General features: G+C 57.1%; 36 protein-coding genes and 1 pseudogene. 23 read left to right on the top strand and 14 right to left on the bottom strand.

The annotated features are described in order from the left end of the window. Nucleotides 1–111 precede the first annotated feature (111 nt). Nucleotides 112–1,752 (top strand): AbgT family transporter, encoded by a 1,641-nt coding sequence (locus tag AC0V6O_RS04660; protein WP_486141955.1) that lies wholly within the window; start codon nucleotides 112–114, stop codon nucleotides 1,750–1,752. Nucleotides 1,753–1,821: 69 nt separating this feature from the next. Continuing rightward, the gene (locus AC0V6O_RS04655; protein ID WP_472638180.1) at nucleotides 1,822–2,409 is read left to right on the top strand and encodes a YceI family protein; all 588 of its coding nucleotides are present in this window, start codon (nucleotides 1,822–1,824) and stop codon (nucleotides 2,407–2,409) included. On the opposite strand, the gene AC0V6O_RS04650 is transcribed toward AC0V6O_RS04655, so the two are convergent. The 10 genes from AC0V6O_RS04650 to pspF all read right to left on the bottom strand — a co-directional run bounded on the left by AC0V6O_RS04650 (nucleotide 2,384) and on the right by pspF (nucleotide 11,948). Further along, nucleotides 2,384–3,139, bottom strand: coding sequence for a hypothetical protein (locus AC0V6O_RS04650; protein WP_486141953.1), 756 nt, complete (start codon nucleotides 3,137–3,139; stop codon nucleotides 2,384–2,386). The two genes, AC0V6O_RS04655 and AC0V6O_RS04650, sit on opposite strands and share 26 nt — an antisense overlap. After that, complete coding sequence (gene rbfA, locus AC0V6O_RS04645; RefSeq protein WP_486141951.1) at nucleotides 3,136–3,561, bottom strand: 30S ribosome-binding factor RbfA; 426 nt, start codon at nucleotides 3,559–3,561, stop codon at nucleotides 3,136–3,138. The genes AC0V6O_RS04650 and rbfA overlap by 4 nt, the downstream gene beginning before the upstream one ends. A gap of 4 nt (nucleotides 3,562–3,565) precedes the next feature. Beyond that, the gene (locus AC0V6O_RS04640) at nucleotides 3,566–4,111 is read right to left on the bottom strand and encodes a DUF1697 domain-containing protein (protein WP_486141949.1); all 546 of its coding nucleotides are present in this window, start codon (nucleotides 4,109–4,111) and stop codon (nucleotides 3,566–3,568) included. Then, on the bottom strand, nucleotides 4,111–4,533 hold the full coding sequence (locus AC0V6O_RS04635) for a PaaI family thioesterase (RefSeq protein WP_486141947.1): 423 nt from the start codon (nucleotides 4,531–4,533) through the stop codon (nucleotides 4,111–4,113). Before AC0V6O_RS04635 ends, AC0V6O_RS04640 begins: the two co-directional genes overlap by 1 nt. A 20-nt stretch (nucleotides 4,534–4,553) precedes the next feature. Continuing rightward, entirely contained in the window at nucleotides 4,554–7,088 is a 2,535-nt protein-coding gene (gene infB / locus AC0V6O_RS04630; protein WP_486141945.1) for a translation initiation factor IF-2, read from the bottom strand. A gap of 9 nt (nucleotides 7,089–7,097) precedes the next feature. Beyond that, nucleotides 7,098–7,991 carry a DUF448 domain-containing protein gene (locus tag AC0V6O_RS04625; RefSeq protein WP_486141943.1) on the bottom strand — a complete coding sequence of 298 codons (894 nt, stop codon included), beginning with the start codon at nucleotides 7,989–7,991 and terminating at the stop codon, nucleotides 7,098–7,100. Beyond that, nucleotides 7,972–9,633, bottom strand: coding sequence for a transcription termination factor NusA (nusA, locus tag AC0V6O_RS04620; protein WP_486141941.1), 1,662 nt, complete (start codon nucleotides 9,631–9,633; stop codon nucleotides 7,972–7,974). Before nusA ends, AC0V6O_RS04625 begins: the two co-directional genes overlap by 20 nt. After that, a complete protein-coding gene (rimP, locus tag AC0V6O_RS04615; RefSeq protein WP_472638171.1) occupies nucleotides 9,633–10,193 on the bottom strand; it encodes a ribosome maturation protein RimP in 561 nt (186 codons plus the stop codon). The genes nusA and rimP overlap by 1 nt, the downstream gene beginning before the upstream one ends. A 178-nt stretch (nucleotides 10,194–10,371) precedes the next feature. Beyond that, nucleotides 10,372–10,782, bottom strand: coding sequence for a PilZ domain-containing protein (locus AC0V6O_RS04610; protein ID WP_486141939.1), 411 nt, complete (start codon nucleotides 10,780–10,782; stop codon nucleotides 10,372–10,374). Between the two features lie 107 nt (nucleotides 10,783–10,889). Continuing rightward, complete coding sequence (gene pspF / locus AC0V6O_RS04605; protein ID WP_486141937.1) at nucleotides 10,890–11,948, bottom strand: phage shock protein operon transcriptional activator; 1,059 nt, start codon at nucleotides 11,946–11,948, stop codon at nucleotides 10,890–10,892. Between the two features lie 122 nt (nucleotides 11,949–12,070). Between pspF and AC0V6O_RS04600 the strand changes: the two genes are divergently transcribed. The 13 genes from AC0V6O_RS04600 (at nucleotide 12,071) to AC0V6O_RS04540 (ending at nucleotide 16,958) form a co-directional block, all read left to right on the top strand. Further along, the gene (locus AC0V6O_RS04600; protein ID WP_486141935.1) at nucleotides 12,071–12,283 is read left to right on the top strand and encodes a hypothetical protein; all 213 of its coding nucleotides are present in this window, start codon (nucleotides 12,071–12,073) and stop codon (nucleotides 12,281–12,283) included. Then, nucleotides 12,280–13,257, top strand: coding sequence for a phage shock protein PspA (gene pspA, locus AC0V6O_RS04595; protein WP_486141933.1), 978 nt, complete (start codon nucleotides 12,280–12,282; stop codon nucleotides 13,255–13,257). Before AC0V6O_RS04600 ends, pspA begins: the two co-directional genes overlap by 4 nt. Before the next feature lie 5 nt (nucleotides 13,258–13,262). After that, on the top strand, nucleotides 13,263–13,574 hold the full coding sequence (gene pspB, locus AC0V6O_RS04590) for an envelope stress response membrane protein PspB (protein WP_486141931.1): 312 nt from the start codon (nucleotides 13,263–13,265) through the stop codon (nucleotides 13,572–13,574). After that, complete coding sequence (gene pspC, locus AC0V6O_RS04585; protein WP_486145503.1) at nucleotides 13,564–13,950, top strand: envelope stress response membrane protein PspC; 387 nt, start codon at nucleotides 13,564–13,566, stop codon at nucleotides 13,948–13,950. The genes pspB and pspC overlap by 11 nt, the downstream gene beginning before the upstream one ends. Before the next feature lie 28 nt (nucleotides 13,951–13,978). Continuing rightward, nucleotides 13,979–14,242: a hypothetical protein gene (locus AC0V6O_RS04580; RefSeq protein ID WP_486141929.1), complete on the top strand. Its 264-nt coding sequence runs from the start codon at nucleotides 13,979–13,981 to the stop codon at nucleotides 14,240–14,242. Nucleotides 14,243–14,334: 92 nt separating this feature from the next. Beyond that, complete coding sequence (locus AC0V6O_RS04575) at nucleotides 14,335–14,595, top strand: hypothetical protein (RefSeq protein ID WP_486145501.1); 261 nt, start codon at nucleotides 14,335–14,337, stop codon at nucleotides 14,593–14,595. Then, nucleotides 14,595–14,942, top strand: a complete 348-nt coding sequence (locus tag AC0V6O_RS04570) for a hypothetical protein (RefSeq protein ID WP_486141927.1) — start codon at nucleotides 14,595–14,597, stop codon at nucleotides 14,940–14,942. Before AC0V6O_RS04575 ends, AC0V6O_RS04570 begins: the two co-directional genes overlap by 1 nt. After that, on the top strand, nucleotides 14,942–15,301 hold the full coding sequence (locus AC0V6O_RS04565; RefSeq protein ID WP_486145499.1) for a hypothetical protein: 360 nt from the start codon (nucleotides 14,942–14,944) through the stop codon (nucleotides 15,299–15,301). Before AC0V6O_RS04570 ends, AC0V6O_RS04565 begins: the two co-directional genes overlap by 1 nt. Further along, entirely contained in the window at nucleotides 15,301–15,570 is a 270-nt protein-coding gene (locus AC0V6O_RS04560) for a hypothetical protein (RefSeq protein ID WP_486141925.1), read from the top strand. Before AC0V6O_RS04565 ends, AC0V6O_RS04560 begins: the two co-directional genes overlap by 1 nt. Beyond that, nucleotides 15,570–15,863: a hypothetical protein gene (locus AC0V6O_RS04555; protein WP_472638158.1), complete on the top strand. Its 294-nt coding sequence runs from the start codon at nucleotides 15,570–15,572 to the stop codon at nucleotides 15,861–15,863. Before AC0V6O_RS04560 ends, AC0V6O_RS04555 begins: the two co-directional genes overlap by 1 nt. After that, nucleotides 15,860–16,123: a hypothetical protein gene (locus AC0V6O_RS04550; protein WP_472638157.1), complete on the top strand. Its 264-nt coding sequence runs from the start codon at nucleotides 15,860–15,862 to the stop codon at nucleotides 16,121–16,123. The genes AC0V6O_RS04555 and AC0V6O_RS04550 overlap by 4 nt, the downstream gene beginning before the upstream one ends. Nucleotides 16,124–16,198: 75 nt before the next feature. Continuing rightward, nucleotides 16,199–16,606, top strand: a complete 408-nt coding sequence (locus AC0V6O_RS04545) for a SufE family protein (RefSeq protein ID WP_486141922.1) — start codon at nucleotides 16,199–16,201, stop codon at nucleotides 16,604–16,606. 4 nt (nucleotides 16,607–16,610) lie between these two features. Next, nucleotides 16,611–16,958: a YbaN family protein gene (locus AC0V6O_RS04540; RefSeq protein ID WP_486141920.1), complete on the top strand. Its 348-nt coding sequence runs from the start codon at nucleotides 16,611–16,613 to the stop codon at nucleotides 16,956–16,958. Nucleotides 16,959–16,970: 12 nt separating this feature from the next. Here AC0V6O_RS04540 and AC0V6O_RS04535 read toward each other — a convergent pair whose 3' ends face one another. From AC0V6O_RS04535 to AC0V6O_RS04525, 3 genes are all read right to left on the bottom strand, one after another. Beyond that, nucleotides 16,971–17,471 (bottom strand): sterol desaturase family protein, encoded by a 501-nt coding sequence (locus AC0V6O_RS04535; RefSeq protein ID WP_486141918.1) that lies wholly within the window; start codon nucleotides 17,469–17,471, stop codon nucleotides 16,971–16,973. Then, the gene (locus tag AC0V6O_RS04530; RefSeq protein ID WP_486141916.1) at nucleotides 17,468–18,226 is read right to left on the bottom strand and encodes a fatty acid desaturase; all 759 of its coding nucleotides are present in this window, start codon (nucleotides 18,224–18,226) and stop codon (nucleotides 17,468–17,470) included. Before AC0V6O_RS04530 ends, AC0V6O_RS04535 begins: the two co-directional genes overlap by 4 nt. 78 nt (nucleotides 18,227–18,304) lie before the next feature. Further along, on the bottom strand, nucleotides 18,305–19,108 hold the full coding sequence (locus AC0V6O_RS04525) for a hypothetical protein (RefSeq protein WP_486141914.1): 804 nt from the start codon (nucleotides 19,106–19,108) through the stop codon (nucleotides 18,305–18,307). Between the two features lie 142 nt (nucleotides 19,109–19,250). On the opposite strand from AC0V6O_RS04525, the gene AC0V6O_RS04520 reads away from it, so the two are divergent. Then, nucleotides 19,251–20,066, top strand: coding sequence for a M90 family metallopeptidase (locus AC0V6O_RS04520; RefSeq protein WP_486141912.1), 816 nt, complete (start codon nucleotides 19,251–19,253; stop codon nucleotides 20,064–20,066). Between the two features lie 28 nt (nucleotides 20,067–20,094). Here AC0V6O_RS04520 and AC0V6O_RS04515 read toward each other — a convergent pair whose 3' ends face one another. Continuing rightward, complete coding sequence (locus tag AC0V6O_RS04515) at nucleotides 20,095–20,496, bottom strand: acyl-CoA thioesterase (protein WP_472638150.1); 402 nt, start codon at nucleotides 20,494–20,496, stop codon at nucleotides 20,095–20,097. Nucleotides 20,497–20,610: 114 nt separating this feature from the next. Here AC0V6O_RS04515 and leuC point away from each other — a divergent pair. From leuC to AC0V6O_RS04480, 7 genes and pseudogenes are all read left to right on the top strand, one after another. Beyond that, a pseudogene (leuC, locus tag AC0V6O_RS04510) lies at nucleotides 20,611–22,041 on the top strand (3-isopropylmalate dehydratase large subunit). Continuing rightward, complete coding sequence (locus AC0V6O_RS04505) at nucleotides 22,041–22,445, top strand: GFA family protein (protein WP_486141909.1); 405 nt, start codon at nucleotides 22,041–22,043, stop codon at nucleotides 22,443–22,445. The pseudogene leuC and the gene AC0V6O_RS04505 overlap by 1 nt, the downstream one beginning before the upstream one ends. A gap of 76 nt (nucleotides 22,446–22,521) precedes the next feature. Continuing rightward, nucleotides 22,522–23,586 (top strand): zinc ribbon domain-containing protein, encoded by a 1,065-nt coding sequence (locus AC0V6O_RS04500; protein ID WP_486141907.1) that lies wholly within the window; start codon nucleotides 22,522–22,524, stop codon nucleotides 23,584–23,586. Between the two features lie 66 nt (nucleotides 23,587–23,652). Further along, the gene (locus tag AC0V6O_RS04495) at nucleotides 23,653–23,811 is read left to right on the top strand and encodes an isopropylmalate isomerase (RefSeq protein ID WP_472638148.1); all 159 of its coding nucleotides are present in this window, start codon (nucleotides 23,653–23,655) and stop codon (nucleotides 23,809–23,811) included. Nucleotides 23,812–23,840: 29 nt separating this feature from the next. Beyond that, on the top strand, nucleotides 23,841–24,677 hold the full coding sequence (locus tag AC0V6O_RS04490; RefSeq protein WP_486141905.1) for an N-acyl homoserine lactonase family protein: 837 nt from the start codon (nucleotides 23,841–23,843) through the stop codon (nucleotides 24,675–24,677). After that, the gene (leuD, locus tag AC0V6O_RS04485) at nucleotides 24,677–25,282 is read left to right on the top strand and encodes a 3-isopropylmalate dehydratase small subunit (RefSeq protein ID WP_472638146.1); all 606 of its coding nucleotides are present in this window, start codon (nucleotides 24,677–24,679) and stop codon (nucleotides 25,280–25,282) included. Before AC0V6O_RS04490 ends, leuD begins: the two co-directional genes overlap by 1 nt. After that, entirely contained in the window at nucleotides 25,279–26,277 is a 999-nt protein-coding gene (locus tag AC0V6O_RS04480) for an NADPH:quinone oxidoreductase family protein (protein ID WP_486141903.1), read from the top strand. The genes leuD and AC0V6O_RS04480 overlap by 4 nt, the downstream gene beginning before the upstream one ends. Nucleotides 26,278–26,372 lie beyond the last annotated feature (95 nt).

Here is a 26,372-nt window from a genome sequence, read left to right as displayed (position 1 = left end):
GCCATGCACAGGCTTTACTTGTGCGCAGCGCCATTCACAGGGCAGACAGGGGCCGCACGCAATGTTAGCATCCGGTCTAGATACACAGCATGAGTTGAGGGGCATTCTCCTATGGCAAGCGCAGCGCCGACACCCGATCAAAGCCAAGGCATGGGCGGATTTCTGGGCTGGATTGAACGCAGCGGCAATAAACTGCCCGATCCGGTGTTCATATTCTTCTATCTGATCCTCGCATTGGTGATCATTTCTATCATCTCTTCGCTTGTTGGCGTTTCCGCCTTGCACCCGACCGAAATCGATGAGGCAAGCGGCGGCGCGATGAGAATCGAAGCGATAAGCCTATTATCGCCAGAAAATATCCAGCGTTTGTGGGTCGAAATGCCCAAGACCTTCACACATTTCCATCCTCTCGGATATGTGCTCGTCGTCATGCTGGGCGCTGGTGTTGCAGAGCGATCTGGCTTTTTTGCGGCGGGCATGGCGAAGGCAGTTAAGGGCGCACCAAAGGCACTTTTGACCCCAGTCGTTGCTCTGGTCGCAATGATCGGCAACCATGCCGCTGACGCCGGTTATGTCGTACTTATTCCGCTGGCAGGCATACTCTTCGCCGCCGCTGGAAGACACCCGCTGGCAGGCATCGCAGCAGCATTCGCCGGTGTATCAGGGGGATTTTCCGCGAATGTCTCACCTGGTCAATTGGACGCATTGCTATTTGGGATCACGGAAGAAGCGGTTGGTGCCAGCGCGCTTGATCCAACATGGACGGCCAATATCGCGGGCAATTGGTATTTCATCAGCGTTATGACCTTCTTGTTTCTGCCAATCATTTGGTATGTGACGGACAAAATCATCGAGCCTCGCCTTGGTGCGTGGACAGGCGGGGCGCAGGCCGGTTTAGAGGATGGCCAGAGCCCGGACCCGTCTACTCAGGACGGAGAGCTTGCTGCAAAGGGCCTACGCCATGCTGGGCTGGCCGTGCTGTTTGTTATCGCCCTGTGGCTGCTCATGGTGTTTGCGCCGGGAACCCCGCTAATCAATGAGGCTGCCTGCCTCACAGAAACCGGCACGGCCATCGCCGATTGCTCAATCCACAGCGAGCTAAGGCCGCTTTATCAGTCTCTGGTTGCTGCATTCTTCCTTCTCTTCCTACTCGCAGGCTGGGCTTATGGCCGCGCGACCGGAGCGATTAAGAACCACCGCGATCTGGTAAACATGATGGCAGAATCGATGAAGGATATGGGGTACTATCTTGTCCTCGCCTTCGCAGCTGCGCACTTTGTTGCGATGTTCGGTTGGTCCAACCTTGGCTTAATTTCTGCTGTCCACGGAGCGGATGCGATCCAATCGACCGGCCTGCCTTTGCCATTGGTGCTGGGCCTGATGGTAATATTCGCAGCCCTGCTCAACCTGTTTGTCGGTTCCGCCAGCGCCAAATGGGCATTGCTCGCACCGATCCTGGTTCCAATGCTGATGCTGCTCGGCATCAGTCCGGAAGGCGCAACTGCCGCCTATCGCGTGGGCGATAGTGCAACCAATATCATCACCCCATTAATGGTGTACTTCCCACTGATCCTTGTCTTCGCACAGCGCTGGAAAAAGGATTTCGGGCTGGGCAGTCTGACTGCGATGATGATGCCCTATTCGATATGGCTGTTGATTTCTGGAACGGTTTTGATCGTGATCTGGTTCTATCTTGGCATTCCACTTGGGCCGGATGCTCCGGTGGAGTATTCTCTTCCAGCGAGGATTTGAGGCCATAGATTTGTACCTGAGTGAAACTTTTCGAGGGGTTGGCGCGAACATATTGCCATAGGAGAGTTTATGCCCCGCCTACCTCAGTCCCTTACAGGCAAGTTCAAAATCGTCGCCGTCCCGATGCTCGCAGCGCTCCTATTGGGCAATGCGTCGCAAACCTACACGCTCGACACCAAGGCCAGCTCGATCGCTGCAAAGGTGCCGTTCCTGGGCATTGGCAGCCGCACGGCGACCTTCAACACGATCAGCGGCGCGGTCACTTTCGTTCCTGACAGCCCGCGCGATGCGAAGGTCGATGTGACGATCAACACGCAGGACATCAAAGCACCGGATTCGGTAACCTTGAAACGGCTGCGCTCCGAAAAATTCTTCTGGGTCGATAAGTATCCAACCGCGCGCTTTCGCGGTTCTAATCTGGTCATGACCAGCGGGCGCACCGGTAAAATCACCGGTACACTGACGGCGCGCGGCGTAACTCGCGATGAAACCTTGTTCGTGACCTTTGATCAGCCACCAGCCAGCAATGCCGGCAAGGCGATCAACCTCACCGGTACAATGAAAATCAATCGCCGCAATTATGGCATGACATCGTTTGGGTTGATTGTTGGCAAGACCGTGACGATCAGCCTTAAGGCGAAGATGATCCCGCGCTAGGCCCGGCTGAGGCGGCGCGCTCACCCTCAAATTCAAAGCCGTTCCCGATGGTGCTCAACGTCGTCTGGGTGCCCTTTGGCACTTCGCTCCATATCCAATTGGTCTCATCGTCTTCGATGCTGCCTTTCGCATCCTTGCGCTTGCCGGTGAGGTAGTTGACGCTAGTCTGGCGCATCTCGCCCGTGTTGCGCCGCACGTGTGCATACTCAAACCCGATCAGCGCCATCGCCTCGCCATTCCATTTAAACTGAAATCGGCGATTAGACATGCTCCAGCTGCCAGCGTTTGCAAAGAACGCGATGTGGAGATGCAGCGAACCGTTGTCGATCCGCATGTCTTCATAGGGATCGCTGATCGTCGGCTGATCGTGATCAGGGATAACCGCATTGCCTTTGGCGACCAGCCGGTATTGCCCTGGGTTATCTTGCAAAATGACAAGCACGATGCGCGGATTGGCATCGTGATAATCCATGCCGAGGCGATCGGGATTGCTCCGCATTTTGGTCGGGTCATTTTCCTGGATAATCAGTACGCTGTCCGTGCGGCCATCGCCGTCGAGATCACCTTCGGCCTTGTCGAACAATCGCCAGCCGCGCGGGACAAAGCCGATATCACGATAAGAAGTCAGGCTCTCCCAACTGGGAGTAGACGGCTCGGGAGCAGGCTGAATTTCTGCAGGCGCGTCAGTCGCTCCGCCAGCCAGCGCGGCCGCCGCCAGAAACGCGATCATGAAGCTTCGCTTCTACCGGCTTCTTCGTCATCTTCAGCCAGATCACGCGCCACCTTGGGATCGCGCAGCAGGCTCTCAATCCGGTCTGCCTCATCAAAGCTCTCATCGGCCCGAAACTTCAGCTTCGGCGCAAATTTCAGCCCCAGCCTTTTGGCAACCTCGCGCTGAAGAAAGGCGGTGTTCTGACGCAGCGCCTTCACCACCTCGTCCTCTTCAGAGCCGAGCAGCGGCTTTACATAGGCGGTCGCATTGCGCAGATCCGGCGTCATGCGAACCTCTGTCACCGCGATGTTAGAGGCGCTAACCACATCATCATGCACTTCGCCGCGCGCCAGCAATTCTGACAGGATATGGCGCACCCGCTCGCCCACTTTCAGGACGCGGACCGATTGCTGTTCAGCGGTGAATTGTTGGCGAGCCATCGGCCTAATCCATCTTTGAAAGAATGTTCTTGAGCGAGTTCATGTTGCGCGCTGTGCCGCGACAATCAAGCCGCCGCTCAAGAAATTTGCTGGAAAGGTCGGACACGCCGACCCCGTGGACATAGTCGAGATAGAGCACACGGTCCCCCAGCGCGAGCCGCTCACTGCCCTTTGAACTGTGCTCGTCTTTCAGCGCAGCGAAGCGCGCTTGCTCAGGCTGCTGACTGAGGAATATCGAATGCACCATCTTGTCAGAGCCATGCTCTGGCCCGGTACCGTGGAATGGATTGTCCTCAACGGCGGATTGCACCTCCGCCTTGGTACGCACCATAACGCAGCTCTTGAAGCCGAACTGATCGGCGAGAATGCGCTCAAGATGCACTTCGATGTCTGCCGGTTTGCGATCATCGGACAGGATCAAATTTCCGCTCGCCGCCACGGTGACAAGGTCTTTGAGGCCTTCCTTCGCGAAGGCAGCCTTCAAATCGACCATTTTGACCCGGTTGCCGCCGATATTGATGCTGCCCAGCAGAGCCAGAAAACGCGCCATCAGAAACCTTCCGGAATATCGGTCGGTAATGCGGTGGAGGTGGCTCGCGCGAGCAGTTTGCCTGCCTCATCGAATAGCTCACCCTCAAGGAAAGCGACCCGGCGGCCATGCTTGACCACGCGGCCCTTCGCGATGATTGGCGCGAGCGGAACCATCGACACGAATGTCAGGTTCATATCGAGATTGAGCGGGAGTTTTGTGCCATGCTCGCTGCCGTCAGTGACCGCCAGCAAAGCGCCGCCCATCACCTCATCAAGGAAACCCGCGATCAAGCCGCCCTGCACCGCGCCTCTTGGCGAGGCGAAGCTTGGCGGCGGGGTGAAGCGCGTGGTCAGCTCGCCTTTATCGGCATCGAACGAGACGAACTCGCTCCCCATCAGCTCAGCCGATGGGGAACGTTTAGATTCGTAAATCTTGCCCATTCGTCCACGTCAGGCGCTGATCACAGCGTCCGTTCACGCTCCTCAACCTCGAAGACTTCGAGGCTGTCGCCCGGCTGGACGTCGTTCGTGTCTTCCAGAACCACACCGCATTCGAGGCCAGAGCGCACTTCATCGACATCGTCTTTGAAGCGGCGCAGCGACGCGATGGTGGTCGCCGAAACGATGACATCTTCGCGGGTAAGGCGCGCGTGCAGACCTTTGCGAATGGAGCCTTCGGTGACGAGCAGACCCGCCGCCTTGTCCTTCTTTCCGGACTTGAAGACTTCTTGAACATCCGCGCGGCCAACCACGTGCTCGATCTTTTCCGGACCAAGCTCGCCGGCCATTTCCTTCGCGATCTCGTCGGTCAGATGATAGATCACATCGTAATACATCATCCGCACGCCTTCGCGCTTCACCAGGTCGCGCGCTTTCGCATTGGGGCGCACGTTAAAGCCGAGGATCGGGGCCTTCGAAGCCGCTGCCAAGGTCACATCGCTTTCCGTGATCGCGCCAACGCCAGCGTGCAGCACGCGGACCTTGATGAGATCATTAGAGAGGTTGTGCAGCGCGGTGTTGATCGCCTCAACCGAACCCTGAACATCAGCCTTCACCAATACGGGGAATTCGACCACGTCAGAGGCAAGGTTGTTGAACATCGTGTCGAAATTGGTCGGGGCGAGCGCGGTGCGCTGCTCCGTCTTCTTCTCACGCCGATATTCGGCCACTTCACGGGCGCGCTGCTCGTTTTCAACCACGGTCAGAACATCACCAGCGGATGGCACTCCGCCCAGGCCCAGAACTTCGATCGGGAAGCTTGGTCCCGCTTCCTTGATCTGCTTGCCCTTGTCATTGACGAGCGCGCGGACACGTCCGCTCTCCGTGCCAACCACAAAGGTGTCGCCGCGTTTCAGAGTGCCGCGCGTTACCAGCACCGTGGCAACAGGGCCGCGGCCCTTATCCAGCTTGGCCTCAACCACCGTCGCATCGGCATGGCGATCTGGCCGTGCTTTAAGTTCCAGCAGTTCCGCCTGCAGAGTGATTGCCTCGATCAGATCATCAAGCCCGGTGCCCTTGGTCGCGGAAACTTCCACATCCTGCACATCGCCCGACATCTTCTCAACGATCACTTCGTGTTCCAGCAGACGGGTGCGGACATTGTCAGCATTGCCTTCTGGCTTATCGATCTTGTTGATCGCCACGATCATCGGCACGCCGGCCGCCTTCGTATGCTTAATCGCCTCAATGGTTTGCGGCATGATGCCATCATCAGCAGCCACCACCAGAACCACAATATCGGTCACATTCGCGCCGCGTTGACGCATTTCAGTGAATGCGGCGTGGCCCGGCGTATCGAGGAAGGTGATCTTCTGGTTGTTCTTGGTCTCGATCTGATAGGCGCCAATGTGCTGGGTAATCCCGCCAGCTTCGCCTTTGGTCACATCGGTCCCGCGCAAAGCATCGAGCAGTGAGGTTTTACCGTGATCAACGTGGCCCATAATGGTCACGACCGGAGGACGCTCTTTCAGCGTCTCTTCCGGATCTTTGTCTTCCTCAGCGACAATATCGATATCGGCTTCTGAAACCTTCTCGATATTATGGCCAAACTGCTCAACCAACAACTCAGCAGTGTCCTGGTCAATCGTCTGATTGACGGTGACCATCATGTCGAGATTGAACAGCTCTTTGACCAGGTCTGCGCCCTTCTCGCCCATCCGTTTGGCGAGTTCACCAACGGTGATCGCCTCTGGCACGATAACGTCGCGAACTTGCTTCTCACGCGGCTTGGACGGGCCACCTTGAGCGCGGCGTTCTTTCTCACGCGCACGCTTCAGCGCGGCGAGTGAACGCGCGCGGCGGCCCTCGTCCTCGTTCAGAGCTTTGGTGACGGTCAGCTTACCGGAACGACGCTTGTCGGCGGCAGGTGAGCTACGCTTATCCTCGCGGCCCTTTTTCTTTTCCGGACGCTTCGGCTCTGGACGCGCTATTGGTGTAAACTTGCGACCGCTTGGCGCAGGCGCAGCTTCCTTTTTGGCTGCTGGCGCTTCGTCAGCGGCTGCAGCAGGTGCCTCAACTTCGGCGGCAGCTGCTTGCTCAGCGGCCTTCGCGTCGGCGGCGGCTTGCTTTTCCGCTTCCTCATCAGCCTTGCGATTGTCTTCTGCGCGCTTTTTCTCGTCTTCGGCGGCCTTCTTCGCCTTTTGATCATCACGCTTGCGCGCATCTTCGGCGAGCTGGAGGCGCTGTTCTTCGGCCTCACGCTCAAGCCGCTTTACGCGCTCTTGCGGGGTTTCTGACGGCGCAGCCTTTTTGGCGGGCGCTTTCTTCGGCTCAGGCGCAGGCGCTTCCGCAACCGGTTCTGGCGCAGGAGCGGGCGCTGGCGCAGCCTCTGGTGGCGGGGTTTCGCCCGGTTTTAAGAGCTTGCGGCGGCGCTTAACCTCAACCGCCACCTTATTGGTGCGGCCGTGGCTGAAGGTCTGCTTGACCTCACCGTCACCAGCCGGCCGTTTGAGGCCAAGTGGTTTACGGGTCCGTTTGTTGTTGTCGTCGTCGCTCATGCTAGCTCGTTAGTCCTTCGTGTATTCTTCTATGTCGTTCGGGCGCGGCTGATCCGCCCCGTCCGTTGATCGTTTTGTGCTGCCGCCGCAGCCAGCCATGACAGCCCCCGAAAACGCCATGAGCCGGGACAGTGCCCGGTGCATGCGATCCGCCCCGCTTGCTCCGCGAAGAGCAAGATGAACGACATTCTCGCGGCCCAATGCCACAGACAGAGCCGCGCGGTCCAGTGGCAAGACCTCGCCGCGCTCTCCAGTTCCCTCTGCCTCGCGCCCAACGCGCCAGGCCTGATCCAATTTTTTACGCCCGTCTTCACTGCTGTCGCTGGCGTGCAACAACATGTGCAGCGTGCCCGCGCGCGCTTGGTCCTCAATCCGTCCAGAGCCGAGCACCAATTGCCCTGCGCGCAGCTCCAATCCCAATCGGTCCATCAATGATTTACGCAGTGCAGATTTGATCTGCTGCGGCAAATCCTGGCTGTAGGAAAGTTTTGCGCCCTTAAATCCCCGCGCCAGCGCCCCTTTAAACTGGCCATTGGCCATTGCAGCTTCAAGTGCCGCCTTGTCGAGGCTGATCCATGCCCCCCGCCCCGGAGCCTTGGCCGATGGATCGGGCAGGACGTCACCGTCGGGCGATATCGCCAGCCTCAGCAGCTCGTCCTGTCCAGCATGATCGCCGGTCAGGATACAGCGCCGCTCTGGCGCGTCCTTGCCCTTAGTCGAGTTACGACGGCGGTTCTTGGACTTGCCAGACCCTCCGCCCCGATGCCCGGATTTTGCACCCGGCTTCGCCGCGGAATTGGCGTAGCCCTCTTGGGAGCCAGAAGCATTGTTCTGACCCTCGCTGGCTTTCCCGCCAGCTTCAACGATGTCGGACGCTACGCGCTCATTTGTCGGAGTCCGCATTCGCGGCCTCCTGTGTTGTCGCTTCGGTTGCAGCGTCTGCTGCCCCGTCTTCGTCTTCAAACCAGTGCGCACGCGCAGCCATGATGATCTCGTTGCCCTGCTCTTCGCTCAGGCCAAACTCACCCAGCACGCCGCCTTTGTCTTCCTGACGCTGAGGCGGACGCCGCGTTGGCGGGCCATCGGCGTTGTTGCGGCGGCGTGGCGCTTCGCGCTTCTTGGCGATAAGCTCGTCGGTTGCGAGGTCGGCCAGATCATCAAGCGTCTTGATGCCGCCTTTGCCCAGCACGACCAGCATCGCTTCGGAGAGGTGCGGCATATCAGCCAGTGCATCTTCAACACCCAGTTCACGGCGAACCGTACGGTGTGCTTCTTCTTGACGCTCCAGCGCTTCTTTCGCGCGGTTTTGCAGTTCTTCACCGAGCTCTTCGTCAAAACCTTCGATCGCGGCCAGCTCTTCCAACGGCACGTATGCGACCTCTTCCAGCTCCGCAAAACCTTCTGCAACCAGCAACTGGGAGAGGGTCTCATCAACGTCGAGCTCTTCCTCGAACATCTTGGAGCGTTCAGCGAATTCTTTCGAACGCTTCTCGCTTGCCTCTTCCTCAGTCATGATGTCGATCTGGTGACCGGTCAGCTGGCTGGCGAGGCGCACGTTTTGGCCGCGGCGACCGATTGCCAAGCTCAATTGATCATCAGGCACAACGACTTCGATACGGCCCTCTTCCTCGTCGAGAACAACGCGGGCCACGGTAGCCGGTTGAAGCGCGTTCACGACGAAGGTCGCAATGTCATCGCTCCATGGGATGATATCGATTTTCTCGCCCTGCAATTCCTGCACGACGGCTTGGACGCGGCTGCCCTTCATACCAACACAAGCACCGACCGGATCGATCGAGCTATCATGGCTGATGACACCGATCTTCGCGCGACTGCCCGGATCGCGTGCAGCGGCTTTGATCTCAATGATGCCGTCGTAAATCTCTGGCACTTCCTGGGCGAACAGCTTGCGCATGAAATCAGGCGCGCTACGGCTGAGGAAGATTTGCGGACCGCGATTGTTGCGCTCCACCTTGGTGATCAGCGCGCGCACACGCTCACCGGTACGGGCGGCCTCACGCGGGATTTGCTGATCTCGGCGGATCACGCCCTCGGCGCGGCCGAGGTTCACAATCACATGACCAAATTCGACCGATTTGATGACGCCGGTGATGACCTCATCAGCGCGGTCTTTGAACTCTTCGAACTGGCGCTCACGCTCTGCATCGCGAACCTTTTGAAAGATCACCTGCTTGGCCGATTGCGCATCGATACGGCCAAGATCAACCGGAGGCAGCGGATCGACGATAAAGTCGCCAATGCTCGCGCCCTCTTGCAGCTTTTGGCCCTGGGCCAGATCGACCTGCTTGAAGTAGTCCTCGACCTCTTCAACCACTTCAACCACGCGCCACAGCGTCAGATCGCCGGTTTGCGGATCCAGCTTTGCACGAATGTCGTTTTCTGCACCGTAACGGTTGCGAGCGCTCTTCTGGATCGCCTCTTCCATCGCCTCAATGACGATGCTTTTGTCGATCATCTTTTCAGATGCGACCGCGTTTGCGATTGCGAGCAATTCAGCCTTGTTGGCGGAAATGGCACTGGCCATCAGTCGTCTGCCTTCTCTTGTTCTAGAATTTCGTCTGCGCCACTCGTATCGAGCGGCTGTGTAGCGGCAATCAATTCATCTGTCAGGATGAGTTTTGCCGAATGAATTTGGTCGCGCGGAACGCGGCTTTCCCCGGCCTTCGCGTCTTCAATAATGACTGTATCACCATCAATCCCGCTTAGCGAGCCGCGAAGTGTGCGTTGCCCATCAAACCCTTTGACCATGGAAATCTTTGCCTCGTGCCCGGCCCAATTGGCAAAATCCTTTGCCCGGGTCAGCGGGCGGTCAATGCCCGGCGATGACACTTCGAGGTGGTAGGCGCCTTCGATCAGCAATTCGCCCGCCTCTTCGCGCGCATCCATCGCGTCGGACACCCGGCGGCTCAGTTCGGCGCATTGCTCAATGATCAGCTGACCGGTCGCCGGATCTTCAGCCATGATTTGCAGCGCTTCGCCGCCATCACCGGCCTCCGACGGCATCATCTTTACGCGCACCAGCTCAAACCCGAGCGCTTTGGCTTCAGGTTCAATCACTTCATAAAGGCGCGCCAGATCGGCCATCGTAACTCCGTGTAGACACCATACAAAAGACAAACCCGTTTGTGTCCGGCCCCCGGAGGCGCCAAACTCAGACTGTCTCGACGATGTCGTGATGAGGGCTAACTAAGCCCGTTCAATCCGCTTGGCAAGTGCATTGTGGCGGGAGATTTACTCTGCTGGGGAATGATACTGCAGTCCGCTAATGACCGCCGGAGACCCAAGCCCGCACGGCCTGACGCAATTCACGCTTTTCCAGCTCTTCAATCTGTTCGCCGTACCGACGCATCTCAAGTACCAGTTCATCACTCAAAGGAGCCTCAAACTCCAAGCCATTGCAGCCGTTATCGCATCGCACAGCAGAGGCGAAATGATCCAGCGTGTGCACTTGAAGCAATGCTCCATCACCAACGGCAAGAGGGGCCTTAAGGGCAATCTGTGCCCCTGTTCGGGACAGATCAATCAGGACACAACGCTGGGTTGCATAGAGCGAAACAAGCCGCACGGGGATCGCCAACCGCAAGCGCGCAGCCCCGCGCCGACCTGTTTTTACAAACGGATCGAAGTGGTAGGCTGAGCCTGATTTGGGTAACGCATGCCGCACAATGAGCATGCAAATAAAGCGAATTGATCGCCGCGCGATAAAGCGAGACCTAGGGGGTATTAGTTAAACAAGAGAAAGCTTAACACATACATTTAGAGCCAAGGACCTAAAAAGATTTACTCCGCTTGCTCTTCCATCAGGCTATGTTTCTTGATGCAATGGCGCAATTGGTCATAGGATAGGCCGAGCGCCTTGGCGGTTTGCCGCTGGTTCCAGCGATGCTTGCCCAGCGCATGCTCGACAATCGTGCGTTCATGCTGATCCACGGCGAGGCGCAAATCATCAATATTGTCGATTTCACTTGGCATTGATGGAGTAGCCTCTCCAGCGACATTCGTCGCGTTACGCCCTGCTCCGCCCGCAAAACCTTCATCGCGGCGATGCGGCGGCGCGGCGGGTTTCCACGGGCTGTCGAATGGGTCGAATTGCACGTGAGAGATCGGCGTTTCAACATCATCCCAGCGGTACACACCCCGCTCCACCACATTGCGCAATTCGCGCACATTGCCCGGCCAGGCGTAGTTTTCCATCTCGCGCATGACATGCTCAGAAAAACCGGGCCAGCCATGCCAATCAAGCTCCGCCGCCATGCGCCGCCCGAAATATTCCGCCAGCACGGCGATATCGCCATCGCGCACGCGCAAGGGTGGTAAAGTGATAACTTCAAAGCTCAGGCGGTCGAGCAAATCGGCGCGAAACTCTCCAGTCTTGGCCAAATGAGGCAAATCGTCATTGGTCGCCGCCACAATGCGCACATCAACCCGCACCGGGCGCGAGGCCCCAATGCGCGTAACCTCGCCATATTCGACCGCGCGCAGCAGGCGTTCTTGTGCGCCCATCGACAAGGTGCCCAGTTCGTCGAGAAATAACGTGCCCTTGTCGGCTTCTTCAAACCTTCCTGCACGCGCTTTGGTAGCACCTGTGAACGCGCCAGCCTCGTGCCCGAACAATTCTGCTTCGATCAGGGTTTCGGGCAAAGCGGCGCAGTTCATAGTGACCAGCGGCTCACCCCAGCGAGAGGACAAGCGGTGCAGACGTTCCGCGATCAGTTCTTTACCGGTTCCGCGTTCACCAATGACCAAAACAGGCCTGCTCATCGGGGCAGCACGACTAGCCCGCTCGACCGCATCGAGAAACGCCCCAGATTGCCCTATGAACTGATTTTCCCGTTCCACACACCAACCTATAGTGAAAATTCCCAATGGTTGGCAATAGTCGCCATCAACAAATTTTGAGGTACAGTCTATTTCTATATATATCAGCTGCTTATGAACTTTGGCACATCGCTTGCTATTACATGAACAACACCGTGACAAAGTCACTAACGACACAGACCAAAGGAAACCACGCCATGTACAACCGCAGCTTCTTCCAGAGCAAATTGGGTCAAGCAGCGCTTGCAAGCATCGCCGCGATGACCGCGCTGATCGCGCTGTCCACTCAGATGCAGGCTGATCCTTTGATGGCCGCTGCGCCATATGCCGGCACGCATTTGATCGAAATCGCATGAACCGCCCAAACAAGTCTTCTTTAGGGCCGGAGCGCTCAACCGACATTGGCAGTCCCCCCAATGCGGATACCCCGGCAGATGCCCTGGCACCTGCGAGCGACACTCCGGCCCACCCCGCTTCGCCAAAAATAGGCGAGATTCCGCCCGGCAAGCGGGTATCACGGCTTGATGCTGAAATTCAGCGCTTGCGCACAGGGCCCGAGACTGGGCAAACATACGGGACAGACAACAATACGAGCGCGTCAAACAAACGCGACAATTCGTTTTTAGATGGAGTAGCCTTTATGGGCATTTTCAGCCGCACCCGCGATATTATCGCTGCCAATTTTAATGATATGCTGGATCAGGCGGATGACCCGTCAAAGATGATCCGCATGATCATCCTCGAAATGGAGGAGACATTGGTCGAAGTGCGGGCAAGCGCAGCGCGCACAATTGCGGATCAAAAGGAAATGAACCGTCACGTTGTCAAGCTGGAGAGGCTTGAGGCGGATTGGAGCGAGAAGGCCCAACTGGCTTTGTCGAAAGATCGCGAAGACTTGGCCCGCGCGGCTCTGGTAGAGAAGAAAAAGGCAGCTGATATGGGCGGTCAATTGCGCGCAGAGATTGGCGTGTTGGATGATGCCTTGCGCGCTTATGAAGAAGACATTCAAAAGCTGCAACATCGCCTGCGGGAGGCGCGCAGCCGCCAGACGCAAATCGCCGCCCGCCTGGAAAGCGCGGAAAACCGCGTAAAACTGCGCACGCTGATGAGCAGCGAACGCACTGACGAGGCGCTGTCGAAATTCGATCAGATGGAACGCCGGGTTGATTACGCTGAAGGCCGCGCAGAGGCGCTGAGCATTGCTGATCAGAACGGCACACCATCACTATCCGATGAGATCGCCGCTCTCGAAGGGGCCGACGCGATCGATGATGAACTTGAACAAATGAAGAAAGCGCTTGGCAAAGATAGCGCCAAGAAAGGGAATTAAGACCGATGGATGATCTCGTACCAGTCATTGTGGTGGGCATGCTGTTCATCGGCCTACCGTGGATGATCCTTCATCACGTAACCAAGTGGAAGACCGCCGCAACCATCACCACCGATGATGAGGTGCTGCTCGAAGAACTCTATTCGCTCGCCAAACGCCTTGATGAGCGAATGGACACGGTCGAGCGCCTGGTTGCCAATGATGACCCATCCTTTGCCCCAAGCACCCGGCGCCTGATGCATGATCAGGAAGTCGACAATCAACAGCTGCGCGAACTCGATCGCATGATGGCTGAGAAGAAAGGAAATCCGCAATGAACTCCCCCGCACGACACTCTATCGCGATAAACACAACGCGAAACTGATGGGCGTCTGCTCAGGAATTGCGGATTACACCGGCACTGACGTGCTGTGGGTACGGCTTGGCCTCATGATCCTGACCTTTGCGGGCATGGCAGGTATCACGATCCCGGCGTATTTCATTGCAGGAATGCTGCTGAACAAGAAGCCACCGCATCTCTATGTCGATCAGGAAGAACAGAAGTATTGGCAGGGTGTGCGGCAAAGCCCGCAGCGAACCGCTCGCGAAATCCGCGCCAAATTCCGCGATGTTGATCGCAGGCTAGCGGCTGTCGAAACGCATTATGTCAGCAGCAACAAGAGCCTGACGGCTGAAATCGAGCGTCTACGCTGAGCGCAGCGAAGCAGAGGGAGGCTGAATAATGGATACTTTTTTGATCGTCGCTCTATTCGTTCTTATCTTCGGTGGCTCTTCGATCTGGGGCATTACCGACAGCGTGCTCAAACATCGACGCAAGATGGCAGAACTCAAATATGGCCGGAGTGACAAAGAAGCTCTGCTGACTAACGAAAAAGCAGAGCTGACCGAGACTGTCACACACTTACAGGATCGCATTGCTGTTCTTGAACGGATTGCGACGGATCCAGCACGCCGCACTGCGGAAGAAATTGAACGGCTGCGCTAAGCCAAAGGCAAGCGACGCAGCCAACAAGGGAGGATAATTTGCCCGGTGAACTGATACCGATAATTGCCATCATATTCGGCTGCACCATTCCGATGGTCGCGATTTGGGCGAAGCATAAAGAAAAGGTCGCAGCGATGCAGGTCAACACGACCGCTGCGGCGACCGCAGAAAAGGCCGCGCAATATTCAAGCCAAGTGCAAAAACTGGAAGACCGGGTCCAAGTGCTGGAGCGCATTGTGACCGACCGTGGATATGATGTGGCAACCCAAATCGAGGCGCTGCGCGATGTGCGTGACGTCGAACAATCCGATAGCGGCGTGCCGCTGAATGTGAGTAAGCAGGAGAAAGTGTGATGAGCTGGGGTGGGCCTGGATTTATTATCGCAATTATCGCCATCTCAACCGTCGGTTGGATCATCAACAATTGGATCCGTGCCAAGCATGGCTATCCATTGGAGGACGAATGGGGCGGCAAAACACCGGCAAAAGATAGCGCCGAAACCAAACGCCTGCGCGCTGAAAACAGCGAGCTCAATGAGAAGCTTGATATGATGCAGGACCGCATGATCGTGCTGGAAAAGATCGTGACTGACCGAGGCTACACCCTGTCTGACGAGATCGAAGCGCTGCGCGATGCGTCCAGCAAAACTGCCAGTGACAGCGGCGTGCCGCTCGACATCAAATCCCAGGAGAAAGCATGATGGAGAACCTCACCTACCTGATTCCCTATGTTCCTTGGATTGTTGCCGGGGCACTTGGGATTGGTGCTATGAGTACGTGGGGTTGGATTCACACCACAAAGCTCAAAATCAAACACGGATATCCTCTCGAAGGAATGTGGGGCCAATCCCTGAAGCCCGCCAATGGCGGAGAGACAGCGGAACGCGTGCGCTTGCTGACGCAGGAAAACGCTGAGCTGCGCGCAGAGTTGGGTTCGATGAAGGATCGGCTCGGCAATGTCGAACGGATCGTGACAGATGGCGGATACGCGCTGGGCAGCGAGATCGATGCACTGCGTGAACGATCGCTTGAAGATCGCACGGACAAAGGGACCGCGTAATGTTTGGCGCTGACACAGCTTTGGTATTTGACGCGCTCCAAATCGGAGCATTGGCTCTAGCAGTGGGTGCGGGCGGGTTTGCCCTGTTTACGAAGCTGCGCGCGAAGCCTGGTCAGTCCAATTCCGGATCGGATGCGCCCTCGCCTTCTAAGGCCGATCTGGAAGAGCGCGTCCGCGTTCTGGAGCGGATCGCAACCGACCGCTCAAAGGACCTAGAGCTTGAGATTGAAAAGCTGCGCAGCACGCCAAGCAAGCAGGAGAATGCGTAATGGGCGGCTGGGTCTTGATCGCCATCGTCGCAATCGTGGTTTGGGGCGTGTTGCAATTTAACAAGCAGCACAACCGCCATGTCGAAATCGACAGCGAAGACCGCGATGCCTTGCTGGAGGCTCAGCGTGAGCGCGACGAGCTGCGCGAGCGGGTGCAAGTGCTCGAACGCATTGTCACCGATGAAAACACGCCAGATGCCAAGAAAACCCAGCAGCTGGCACACGAAATTGAAAACCTGCGCCTGAGCGAGAGTAAGCCGCGCACTAAGACTACGGAGGATATGAGCGAATGATCGATGCAGTTTTCGACCCCTACCTCGTCATTGCCGGAGCCTGCCTTGTGGGTCTTTGCGTGGTCGCCTTTGCCTTGCTGAAAGGCTGGCAGGGCTGGCTGGAGCTGAAACGCACTGAGCTGGATCAACTTGAACAGTTGGGCACAGGTCCGCGCGAAGTGGAAGGCAATGCCTCAATCGGTGCCGCCCGAATTGAGATGGCTGATCTAAAAGAACGCATCAAGAAGCTGGAGGCGATTGCCAACGGAGTGGAACTCTAGGCTCGCTCACTTCGGAAAATCGTCTTCTCTAGAAACCGGAATAGACATGCGCGCAATCGGGCCTACATAGCGCCCATGCGAACTCTTTCTGACATTCTCGAAGAATATGAATTCCTCGAAGGCGACGAGCGTTACCGCCTGCTGATCGAGCTTGGCCGTGAGCTAGACGAGATGCCCGACGCCCTGAAAACGGACGCGACATTGGTACGCGGATGTTCGGCGGCGGTATGGGTCTATCCAACGGAACAGACAGATACACTGCGCTTCCTCGCCGATAGCAACGCGGCGATTACCAAAGGCATTGTCGCTCTGGTGATTGCCGCAGTGCAAGACAAGCCCGCAAGCGAAGTGGCTAGCATGGATGTCGCCAAGGCGCTTGCTCCGTTTGATTTGAAGAGCCAGCTCTCATCCAACCGGACGCAGGGCGTGCCCAATATGATCGCCCTGGTTCAGGAACACGCAACCAGGCTAGCGACGGCGTAGCGCAATGCGGCGGCTCTATCTTGCCGCAGGCCTGCTGTTTGTCGGGCTAGGAGCTATCGGAGCATTCCTACCGATCTTTCCAACCGTCCCGTTCCTGCTCCTTGCAGTGTTCTGCTTCGCCCGCAGCAATCCTGCTTGGGAACAGCGGATCCTCGATCATCCCACTTGGGGCCCACAAATCCGCGATTGGAGAGAACGGCGTGCCATCTCACGACGAGCAAAAGTGCTGGCTGTTGGCGCGATGGCGACGGGGGCAGTGGTGACGTGGTTCACAATTGGCGAGCCATGGGTTTGGGTATCGATCGCCGTATTGCTGATCTGCGGGAGCTGGATCGTCACCCGCAACGAATGAAATTGGTGGTGCCTAAGCCCCAGCGCTATCCCTTACGACTGCAACCCCAGAGGCCTTTTGCTCTTTCAGTTCCGCCTTCAACTTCGCCGGATCGCGGGCGAAGACAAAGCCAAAGCTGACCCCGCCCTCTTTACCGATTGTCGCATGGTGCAGCTTGTGCGCCTGTACCAGCCGCTTGGCATAACCTTTTTTCGGGACCCATTTAAAATAGCGCTGGTGGACCAGGCCATCATGCACCAGTGTGTAGATCACGCCGTACAGGGTGATACCAAAAGCGGCCCACCACAAAGCGTCTGAGACGTAATATCCAATCCAGAACATCAAAAAGACGATCGTACCGAACACGGCCGCGAACAGGTCGTTCTTTTCGAAGGTATTATCATGCGGCTCATGATGGTCGCGGTGCCATGCCCAGCCCCACCCATGCATGATGTATTTGTGCGCGTACCAGGCAAAGATTTCCATGCCGATCAGCGCGGCCATCACAACCAGGAAAACTTCGAGCCAGCTCATATGGTCGCTCCTGCTCCAATTCCTGCCCGTTTCGCAATCGGCAGCGCCCACCATGGCACATCCGGGCGGCGGTGATGCTCCAGATGATAGCCGAAATGAAAACAGCTGGCGAGGCTCGCCAGCGTGCCGAAATGATCGCTGCGTGCATTGTGGTCATCGGGGAATGCGCCCACCCCGTGGCGATGCGGCCGATACGTCCCAAAATAGAAAAGTTGTAGCGAGGACGCGAGCGCCGGCAGACCATAGAGCAGGAATATCTGCATGAACGGAATATCCAGTATAAACAGATAGGTCGCGACGACAGTGTGCACGAACACTAAAGATTGCCAGCTGAAATAACGGGTGAAAAAAGTCCAATACCAACGCAGAAAACTGGTCGGATGATGCTCGTCAAAATCCGGGTCGCCTTCGCGGCCTGCCAGTTTATGATGCTCAAAATGCGCATCACGCATCCGCCGCCACGCAAAGCCTGCATAGAGGGCCAGAAGCACCGCCCCGACAGCCGAATTTATCCGCTGATGCCCCGGCGCCAATGTGCCGTGCATCGCATCATGACTGATGATGAAAACACCGACTGATAGCCAACATTGCACCGCCGCCAATGCAAGCGCCAGCGGCCAGTTCGACCACGTCAGCTCAAACACGAACATGCCGTAAGCATGCAGCCCCAGCCAGCCACCGGCGATCACAGCCGCCAAGGCAAGGCCAATTGCCGCCTGATGCGAGCGGGCGGGCAGGGAAAATCTTGCAGCCATTACGCTATTAGGTACGCAGTTGGAGACATTGCGGCTGCGTATAAACAATTCGGACTGAAACGGAAATCAACAGACCGCTTATCTGATTATACGAGCCCTTGCCTGTCCGCTCGATGCCTCGACAGCCCAAACACGTTTATTCTCAATGGTCGAAACATATAGGGGTAAACCGGCAGCAAACATGGAAAACACATGGATTTCGGTAGGAACATCATCCAGTAGATGAGAAATCATCAGCGCTTCTGGACGGTTGCCGTCTTCGTTTTCGCCATTCTCAAGCGATATGCAACTGTTGGTGAACTTACGACTATTCACTACCTTTCCGTCCAGTACTTCAAATCGATAATGGCCGCCAAGCGGGACCGCATCGAGCGTTTCCTGCGGCACGAGGTAGTAGACATACAAACCACCGTCTGCCTTTCCAGTCGGGAATACAACAGTATTGAAAGGCTTGCGCGAACAACGCTGCATCTCTTCGTTCAATGGAGTTTTGCTCGCATTCGCGAGGGCGGCCTCAGACTCGGACAATGGCCTCTCGCCCGGTTCGTAAGTCTTGGCGTCGGTGACTTTCTGTTCACTGAAAAATGCCGACCAAACGGCTTCGAAGCCGTCATCGGTGCCCCTCATGAAGACAACTTCGAGCCCAGCTTCGATGTCATTCACGATCCAGCCGCGAATACCTTCGCCAGCCGGGTCTGCAATATCTTCAAACATCGCATCGGTAGTCTGCCATGCAGCCTGATCATAGGCATAAAGCTTTTGACCGCGCTCCAATGCGCCTTGCAATTCCGTCGCTTCTTCATCGGTTATCTGGACTGGGGCGCCCTCGCCTGCGTCCTCTTTTGAGAGTTCGCGTTTGCAGGCAGTGACATCGCCGAACATAAAATCGCAAAACCGATACGTGAAATCATACGGCCGACCTTCCCCATCTAACCCTTTACAACGTCGCTGAAATTTGGCGGCCGGTCAAACGCTCTGCGCATGACATCTAACAAACGCGTGTCTCGCGCCCTATTTCGCTTAGATGGGGCTATATCTACTTCTAGGCGTCATTGCGCCATTTGCCGGCTTTCTAGTCTATCGCCGCATTGCGAAGGTGCAGCGGCGCAAAAGGCTTCTCGCGACCCCGCTAACCCCTGAACAGCGCGAAATCGTCAGGCAGCTTGTCCCGATCACACGCCAACTGCCCCAGCCCTTGCGACTGAAGCTGGAGGGAAAGATCAATCTGTTCCTCGATCAGATCACATTTCATGGCCAGAACGACCTTGAAGTGAATGAGGCGATGAAACTTTCCATCGCCGCTCAGGCCTGCTTGCTCGTCGTTAACACCCCGGCCTGGTACGACACCCTCAGGACCGTGCTCATCTACCCTTCGACCTTCCGCACCCGCCGCAACACGCACGACGGCTACGTCGTCCAAGAGCGAGACCTCGCCATGCTCGGCGAAAGCTGGACCCGCGGACCGGTTGTCCTGTCATGGGATCATGCTCTCAAAGGCGGCCTTGATGCCCATGACGGACACAATGTCGTGATCCACGAATTCGCGCATCAATTGGACAGTTTAACCGGTCACACCAATGGTATCCCCATCCTGCGCAAAGGGCAGGCATATGAAGGCTGGGAGAAGGCCATGCTGGACGCATATAACGACCACGTGGAGCGGGTTCAAAACGGGTACCGAACTTTGATCGACCCATATGGCGCGACCAACCACGAAGAGTTCTTTGCCGAAGCGATCGTCACTTTCTTCGAAAAGCCGCAGGCGCTGCGGCGAGATATTCCAGCGCTTTACGCGCAACTGGCGGAACTGTTGGCACTTGACCCTGCGAAGTGGGGTTAATCACTCGCCTTCGCGGCGAGCGCCCCGCTCAATCGCCCTCTGGGAAAAAGAACTCGCGCATATGCTCGCCAATCCGCGCTGGGCGCAGGGTGGTCGAGTCGATGCAGCACCAGCTCGATTGCACCTCGGCCAGCACTTCCTCACCCCGCGAAATAACCGTGCGGTAGAATGCGCGCGCTCCATTATAGCGCTCCAGCACCGTGTTCGCGATCACATCATCTTCCAGGAACGCTGGGCGGCGATAGGTAATCTCATGCTTGAGAGCGACCCAGGCTTTGGAAGCAATTTCCTCTGCCGGGGCAAGGTTATTCCAATGCGCCAGAACGGCATCCTGCACCCAGTTCAAATAGCGCGCGTTGTTCACGTGCCCCATGAAATCGATGTCTTCGGGAAGGACTTTAATCGGAAAGGCAAAGGGCACTGCTGACATGATTGTAAGTTAAACACACAATGGTGTCTTTTCCATGACTATTTCCATGACTATCCGCCTGCCTGGCACAGTCCGGCTTGCAAGTGTTGCATCAAGGCCGCTAATCGGATCCGTATGGCTAGCAAACCACGCACATTGTATGAGAAGATCTGGGACGCGCATGTTGTTGAGACGCGCGAGGATGGGACGTCGCTGATCTATATTGATCGGCATTTGGTTCACGAGGTAACAAGCCCGCAAGCGTTTGAAGCTTTGCGGCTGGCAGGCCGCCCTGTGCGACGCCCTGAATTGACCCTGGCCGTGCCGGATCACAACCTGCCAACCACGGCGCGGCGTGATGCGAGCGGCGCAAAAATCCCGATCGCCGATCCGCAAAGCCGCGCTCAGTTGGAAGCGCTGGAAAAAAACGCCCCGGAATTTGGCATTCGCTACATTGGCGATGCGGATGACGCACAAGGCATCGTCCATGTCGTTGGCCCAGAGCAAGGCTTCTCCCTACCCGGCACCACGATCGTTTGCGGGGATCTCGCACACCGCCTCTCATGGCGGATTGGGCGCGCTCGCATTCGGCATCGGCACCAGCGAAGTTGAGCACGTGCTGGCAACGCAGACCTTGCTGCTCCAGAAATCGAAGACGATGGAGCTTCGCGTTGAAGGAGAACTTTCCGCAGGTATCACCGCCAAAGATCTGATTTTGCATATTATTGGGCAAATTGGCGCCGCGGGCGGGTCTGGCTATGTGATCGAATATCGCGGCCAAGTGTTCGAGCAAATGAGTGTCGAGCAGCGCCTGACCGTGTGCAATATGAGCATAGAGGCGGGCGCGCGGGCTGGCCTGATCGCGGCGGATGATGTGGTGTTCGACTATCTCAAGGGACGCCCAATGGCGCCCAAGGGAGCGGACTGGGACGAGGCGGTGCAATATTGGCGCTCGCTCGTTAGCGATCCCGGCGCCGAATTCGACAAGAGCGTGGTGATCGATGCCAGCGATGTTGAACCCACGGTTAGCTGGGGCACCAGCCCCGAAGACGTTATCGCCATCGGAGGGACAGTTCCCTCGCCCGAAAGCTTTGCCGATAAGGACAAGCAAGAGGCAGCGCAAAAGAGCCTCGACTATATGGGCCTGACGCCGGGCACCGCGATGAGCGACATTCCCGTTGAGAACATCTTCATCGGTAGCTGTACCAACAGCCGGATCGAGGATCTGCGCGCCGCCGCCGAAGTGCTGAATGGCCGGCGCAAGGCGGGCAATGTGAAATGGGCAATCGTGGTGCCGGGATCCGGCCTAGTGAAACGTCAAGCGGAAGAGGAGGGCCTAGACCACATCTTTACGGAAGCCGGGTTTGAGTGGCGCGAGCCGGGCTGCTCCGCCTGTCTGGGCATGAATCCTGACAAGGTTCCAGCGGGCGAGCGCTGCGCCTCAACCTCCAACCGCAATTTCGTTGGCCGCCAGGGCCAGGTGCGCGAACGCATTTGCTATCACCTGCAATGGCTGCAGCGGCGGCTGTGACCGGGCGACTGACCGATGTGCGCACATTAAAGTGATGCAGGGCAGCTGCCATTGCGGGAACGTGAGTCTGATCATCACGAGGCAGCCTGAATACATCAACCTATGCGATTGCTCGCTGTGCCTGAAGTCTGGCGGAGCTTGGGGATATTTCTCCGAGAGCGAGATCAAAGTTGCTGGTTCAACCTGCGCCTATCGCCGCAAGGACTACAAAGAACCTGCGGTTGAAATGCAATTCTGCGGCGAATGCGGTACTACAACCCACTGGGTGCTGACAGAGCATTGTGAAGGCGACAGAGTGGGCGTGAACATGCGGCTATTCGCACCTGACGAGATCACGGGAATTGAGGCGCGCACGCTCGATGGGTGGAATTGGTTTGGCAAAGCCGACGCTGCTCACCGGCGGGAGCCAGGCAAAGTGGGCAGCGATGTCTTTCTTTGATCGTCAAAGCGATTGATTGATCTGTTTTCGCGAGGCATTGGCTTCGCATTGAGAGGGTTAGCAAGCGATGGATGTGATGAAGGGAATTCGGGTTCCAGAGCGGTTCTACAAGGGCGTGCTGTGGCTGGTTTCGATTGTCTTTGCCGCCTTTCTGGTTGGCCTGGGCAATCTCATCATTGGCGACCTGCCGCAGGTCCAGGCTGAGCTGAACCGCGATCAATATGTTGAAACCGCGGAGGTAAAGCAGCTGCGCGGCCAGATAAATGCGCTTGATGAAGAACGCTCCGCTTTGGATGATCGGCGCGAACTGCTTGGCATTCAGCAGCGTCAAGCTGCGGAAGAAAAGCAATCCGCGACAGAGACGTTTGAGGCGTGGATCAAGACCCGCTCTGCGACAACCGATCCGACGCAAGATCCCGAAGTTATCGCGCGCACCCGCGCGCTGGAGCAATTGCAGCAAAACGAGCGCTCCATAAGCAGCTCGATCAACGCGCTCGACACCGAGGCGGCTGAGCTGAGCCAGCGTCGCAGCGCGATTTCAGAGCAGCTGTACGATGCCGAAGATGCAGGCGTGCCTGCCTATGAGCAGGCGTATTTCTGGCAAGAGCTGCAGGTGTTCGGGCTGAGACTGCTCATCACCCTGCCTATGCTGGGGATCGCCGCCTGGTTGATCGTGAAGCGCCGCAAGGGGGAATATTGGCCGATCTCACGCGGGTTTGTGCTCGCCTCGGTGTTTGTCTTCTTCGTCGAACTGGTGCCTTATTTGCCGAGCTATGGCGGGTATATTCGCTACGGCGTCGGCATCATCCTGACATTTGCAGCAGGCCATTTCTTAATCAAGAATATGCGGCAATATCTCGCTCAGCGACAAGAGGTTGAGCAAAAGGCCGAGGAAGAGCGGCGCAAGCTCGTCTCGCACGATGAAGCGTTTAAGAAAATGTCTTCTAGCGTGTGCCCTGGCTGTGACCGGCCCATCGCAAAAATGGAGGGAACCGAGAGCAATTTCTGCGTCCATTGCGGCATGACCTTGTTCGATCGCTGCATCAGCTGCGAGACCCGAAAAATGGCGTTCTTCCGCTTTTGCATGTCCTGCGGGACCACCGCCGAGACTGAGGTCGACAAACCAGCACCTGCAACCTAGCCGAAGCTGAGAACATATTGCGCGCAATCCCTTGCAAGCCTGCCCTCCCGCTCCCATGAGGATATCATGACGAAAAACACCAAAAGCAAAGCTGCCATCGCCGCCGGTGCAATCGGCTCTGCCGCTGTTGCAGCGGCGCTGCTCTATGCAAACAAGCGCAAGAGCAAAGACAAGAAGCCAGAGGCCCCCAAAGTGCCCTCCGGCGAAAATCCGGAAACAGACTAAGCGCCGCTATGCCAAGGGGGAAACGGCTTATGAAACTCTTTGCAGCGGCGCTTGCCACATTCGTGCTGGCATCTCCGCTACAGGCTCAGGAAGAGCCCGATCTGGAGATATGGCGGCTTGATTGCGGAACGATTGCATTTAGCGATTCAGCCGCATTTTCCGACGCCCACCTGTATGATGGGAAAGCGCGCACGCTGGTCGCAAGCTGCTATCTACTGCGCAATGGCACCCGATATTTGCTGTGGGACGCGGGCCTCCCGTCCGGCCTTATTGGTACTGGCCTTTCGCAAGGCGGCACCACCCTTTCGCTAGAGCGCTCGATTGCCGATCAGCTCAGTGATATTGGCGTGACAACAGAACAAGTGACCTATGCTGGGGTTAGCCATTTTCATTTCGACCACACAGGCCAGCTCAGCGATTTTTCCGGTTCGACCTTGCTTATCGGTGCAGGCGATTGGGACGTGGTGAAAGAAACCAAAGAGCCCAACCCGCTGGTTGATCCACGGCCCTTCGCCGCTTGGCTTGGTGAAGAAGGCGCAGAGGTCGTTGCGTTTCCTGGCGATCATGACGTTTTTGGCGACGGGTCAGTCGTCATGAAGGCGATGCCGGGCCACACCCCCGGCCACACCAGCCTGTTGGTGCGCTTGCCCGAAACCGGCAATCTTCTGCTGACCGGGGATCTTTATCATTTCGAAGAGCAGATCGAGAACCGCGGGGTGCCATCATTCAACACCAACCGTGCTGACACTCTGGCCTCTTTTGAACGCTTCAATGCCATCGCAAAGTCGCTCGATGCGACCGTACTGATACAGCATGACCCTCGCCATCTCGGCCGCTTGCCAACATTCCCAGGATCGGCAAAATAATGGATGCTATCCAGCATGTCGCGGGGCAAGCGATCCCATATGGCGCGAAAAATATCGACACGGATATTATCATTCCGGCGAAATGGCTCAAAACCATCACTCGCGAGGGTTTAGGCAAAGGGGCGTTCGAAACCGTTCGCGAGATCGAGGGCAATGTATTTGACGATCCCGCCTATGCCGGATCGCAAATTCTGATCGCTGGCGATAATTTTGGCTGCGGCTCCAGCCGCGAACATGCCGCCTGGGCACTGCTGGATCTGGGCATCCGCGCGGTTCTGGCCCCAAGCTATTCGGACATCTTCTCTGGCAACGCGGTGAAAAACGGCATTCTGCCGATCGTCCTGCCTCAAGCGGCAATTGACCGTTTGCTGGAGGTCGCACGGGCGGGCGAACCGATCGACATCGATCTGGAAACGCAATCCGTCACAACGCCGTTTCAAGATCGCTTCGCGTTCGATATCGATCCGTTCCGTAAGCATTGTCTGCTGAACGGGCTGGACGAGGTCGCGCTAACGCTAGAGCGCAAAGACGCCATTCAATCATATGAGAACCAGCGCGCATCCTCGCAAAGCTGGTTGACACAAGGAACGGAGACACACGCATGAGAGCGCTACGCACACACGAGATTGGCGGACCGGAAACGCTAAAACTCGATGAAATTGAGGTGCCAGCGCCGGGCAAAGGCGAAGTTCTGGTCGGCGTAAAGGCGTGCGCGATCAACTATCCCGATACGTTGATGATCCGCGACCTCTATCAGTTCAAGCCGCAGCGCCCCTATTCACCCGGCGGCGAGCTTGCTGGCGTGGTTGAGGCCGTTGGCGAAGGCGTGGAAGGCTACAGCATCGGCGACAAAGTGATGGCCGGAATTGGCAATGGCGGATTGTCGGAGAAGGTCATTGTGCCTGCCGCTCGCATGTTCCCCATCCCAGACGGCGTACCCTATGAGAAGGCCGCATCGCTGCTCATGACATATGGCACCACGATCCACGGGTTGAAGGATCGCGGCCACATCAAGGCGGGTGACACAGTCCTGATCCTGGGCGCGGCGGGCGGTGTTGGCTTGTCTGCGGTTGAACTTGCAAAAGCGTTTGGCGCGAAAGTCGTCGCAGCGGTCTCCAGCGAAGCCAAAGGCGAAGTCGCCAAGCAGGCCGGAGCGGACGAGGTTGTGATTTATCCGCGCGAGGAAATGGACAAAGCCGCCTCCAAAGAACTCGCTGGCGCATTCAAGGCCGCGTGCGGCCCAGAAGGTGCGAACATCGTCTATGACATTGTTGGCGGCCAATATTCCGAGCCAGCCCTGCGCTCAATCGCGTGGGAGGGCCGCTTTCTAGTGGTCGGCTTCCCGGCGGGCATCGCGAAAATGCCATTGAACCTGACGCTGCTGAAATCCTGCGATATCTGCGGTGTGTTCTGGGGCGCGTTTACAGCGCGCGAACCGGCCAAATTCGTCGAGCAGGTCAAGGAGCTGTTCGAGTTGATGAAAGCGGGCAAGATTGATCCGCTGGTCTCTGAAACCTTCCCATTGGAGCGCGCAGGCGAGGCAATCGCCAAGCTGGAAAGCCGCGAGGCAGTGGGCAAGCTCGTGGTGACGATGGACTAGGCCGTAAATTCATAATTCGCGCACGCTTATTGAAGACGCCGCGCGATCCGCGCTTGCCGCAGGCCGCCCAGCCTCCTATTTTGTCTGGGTACACT

Source organism: Erythrobacter sp. JB2-19, from assembly GCF_057365005.1.
Note: the sequence above shows the minus strand (reverse complement) of the source record. Positions and strands in the feature narration are given on the sequence as shown.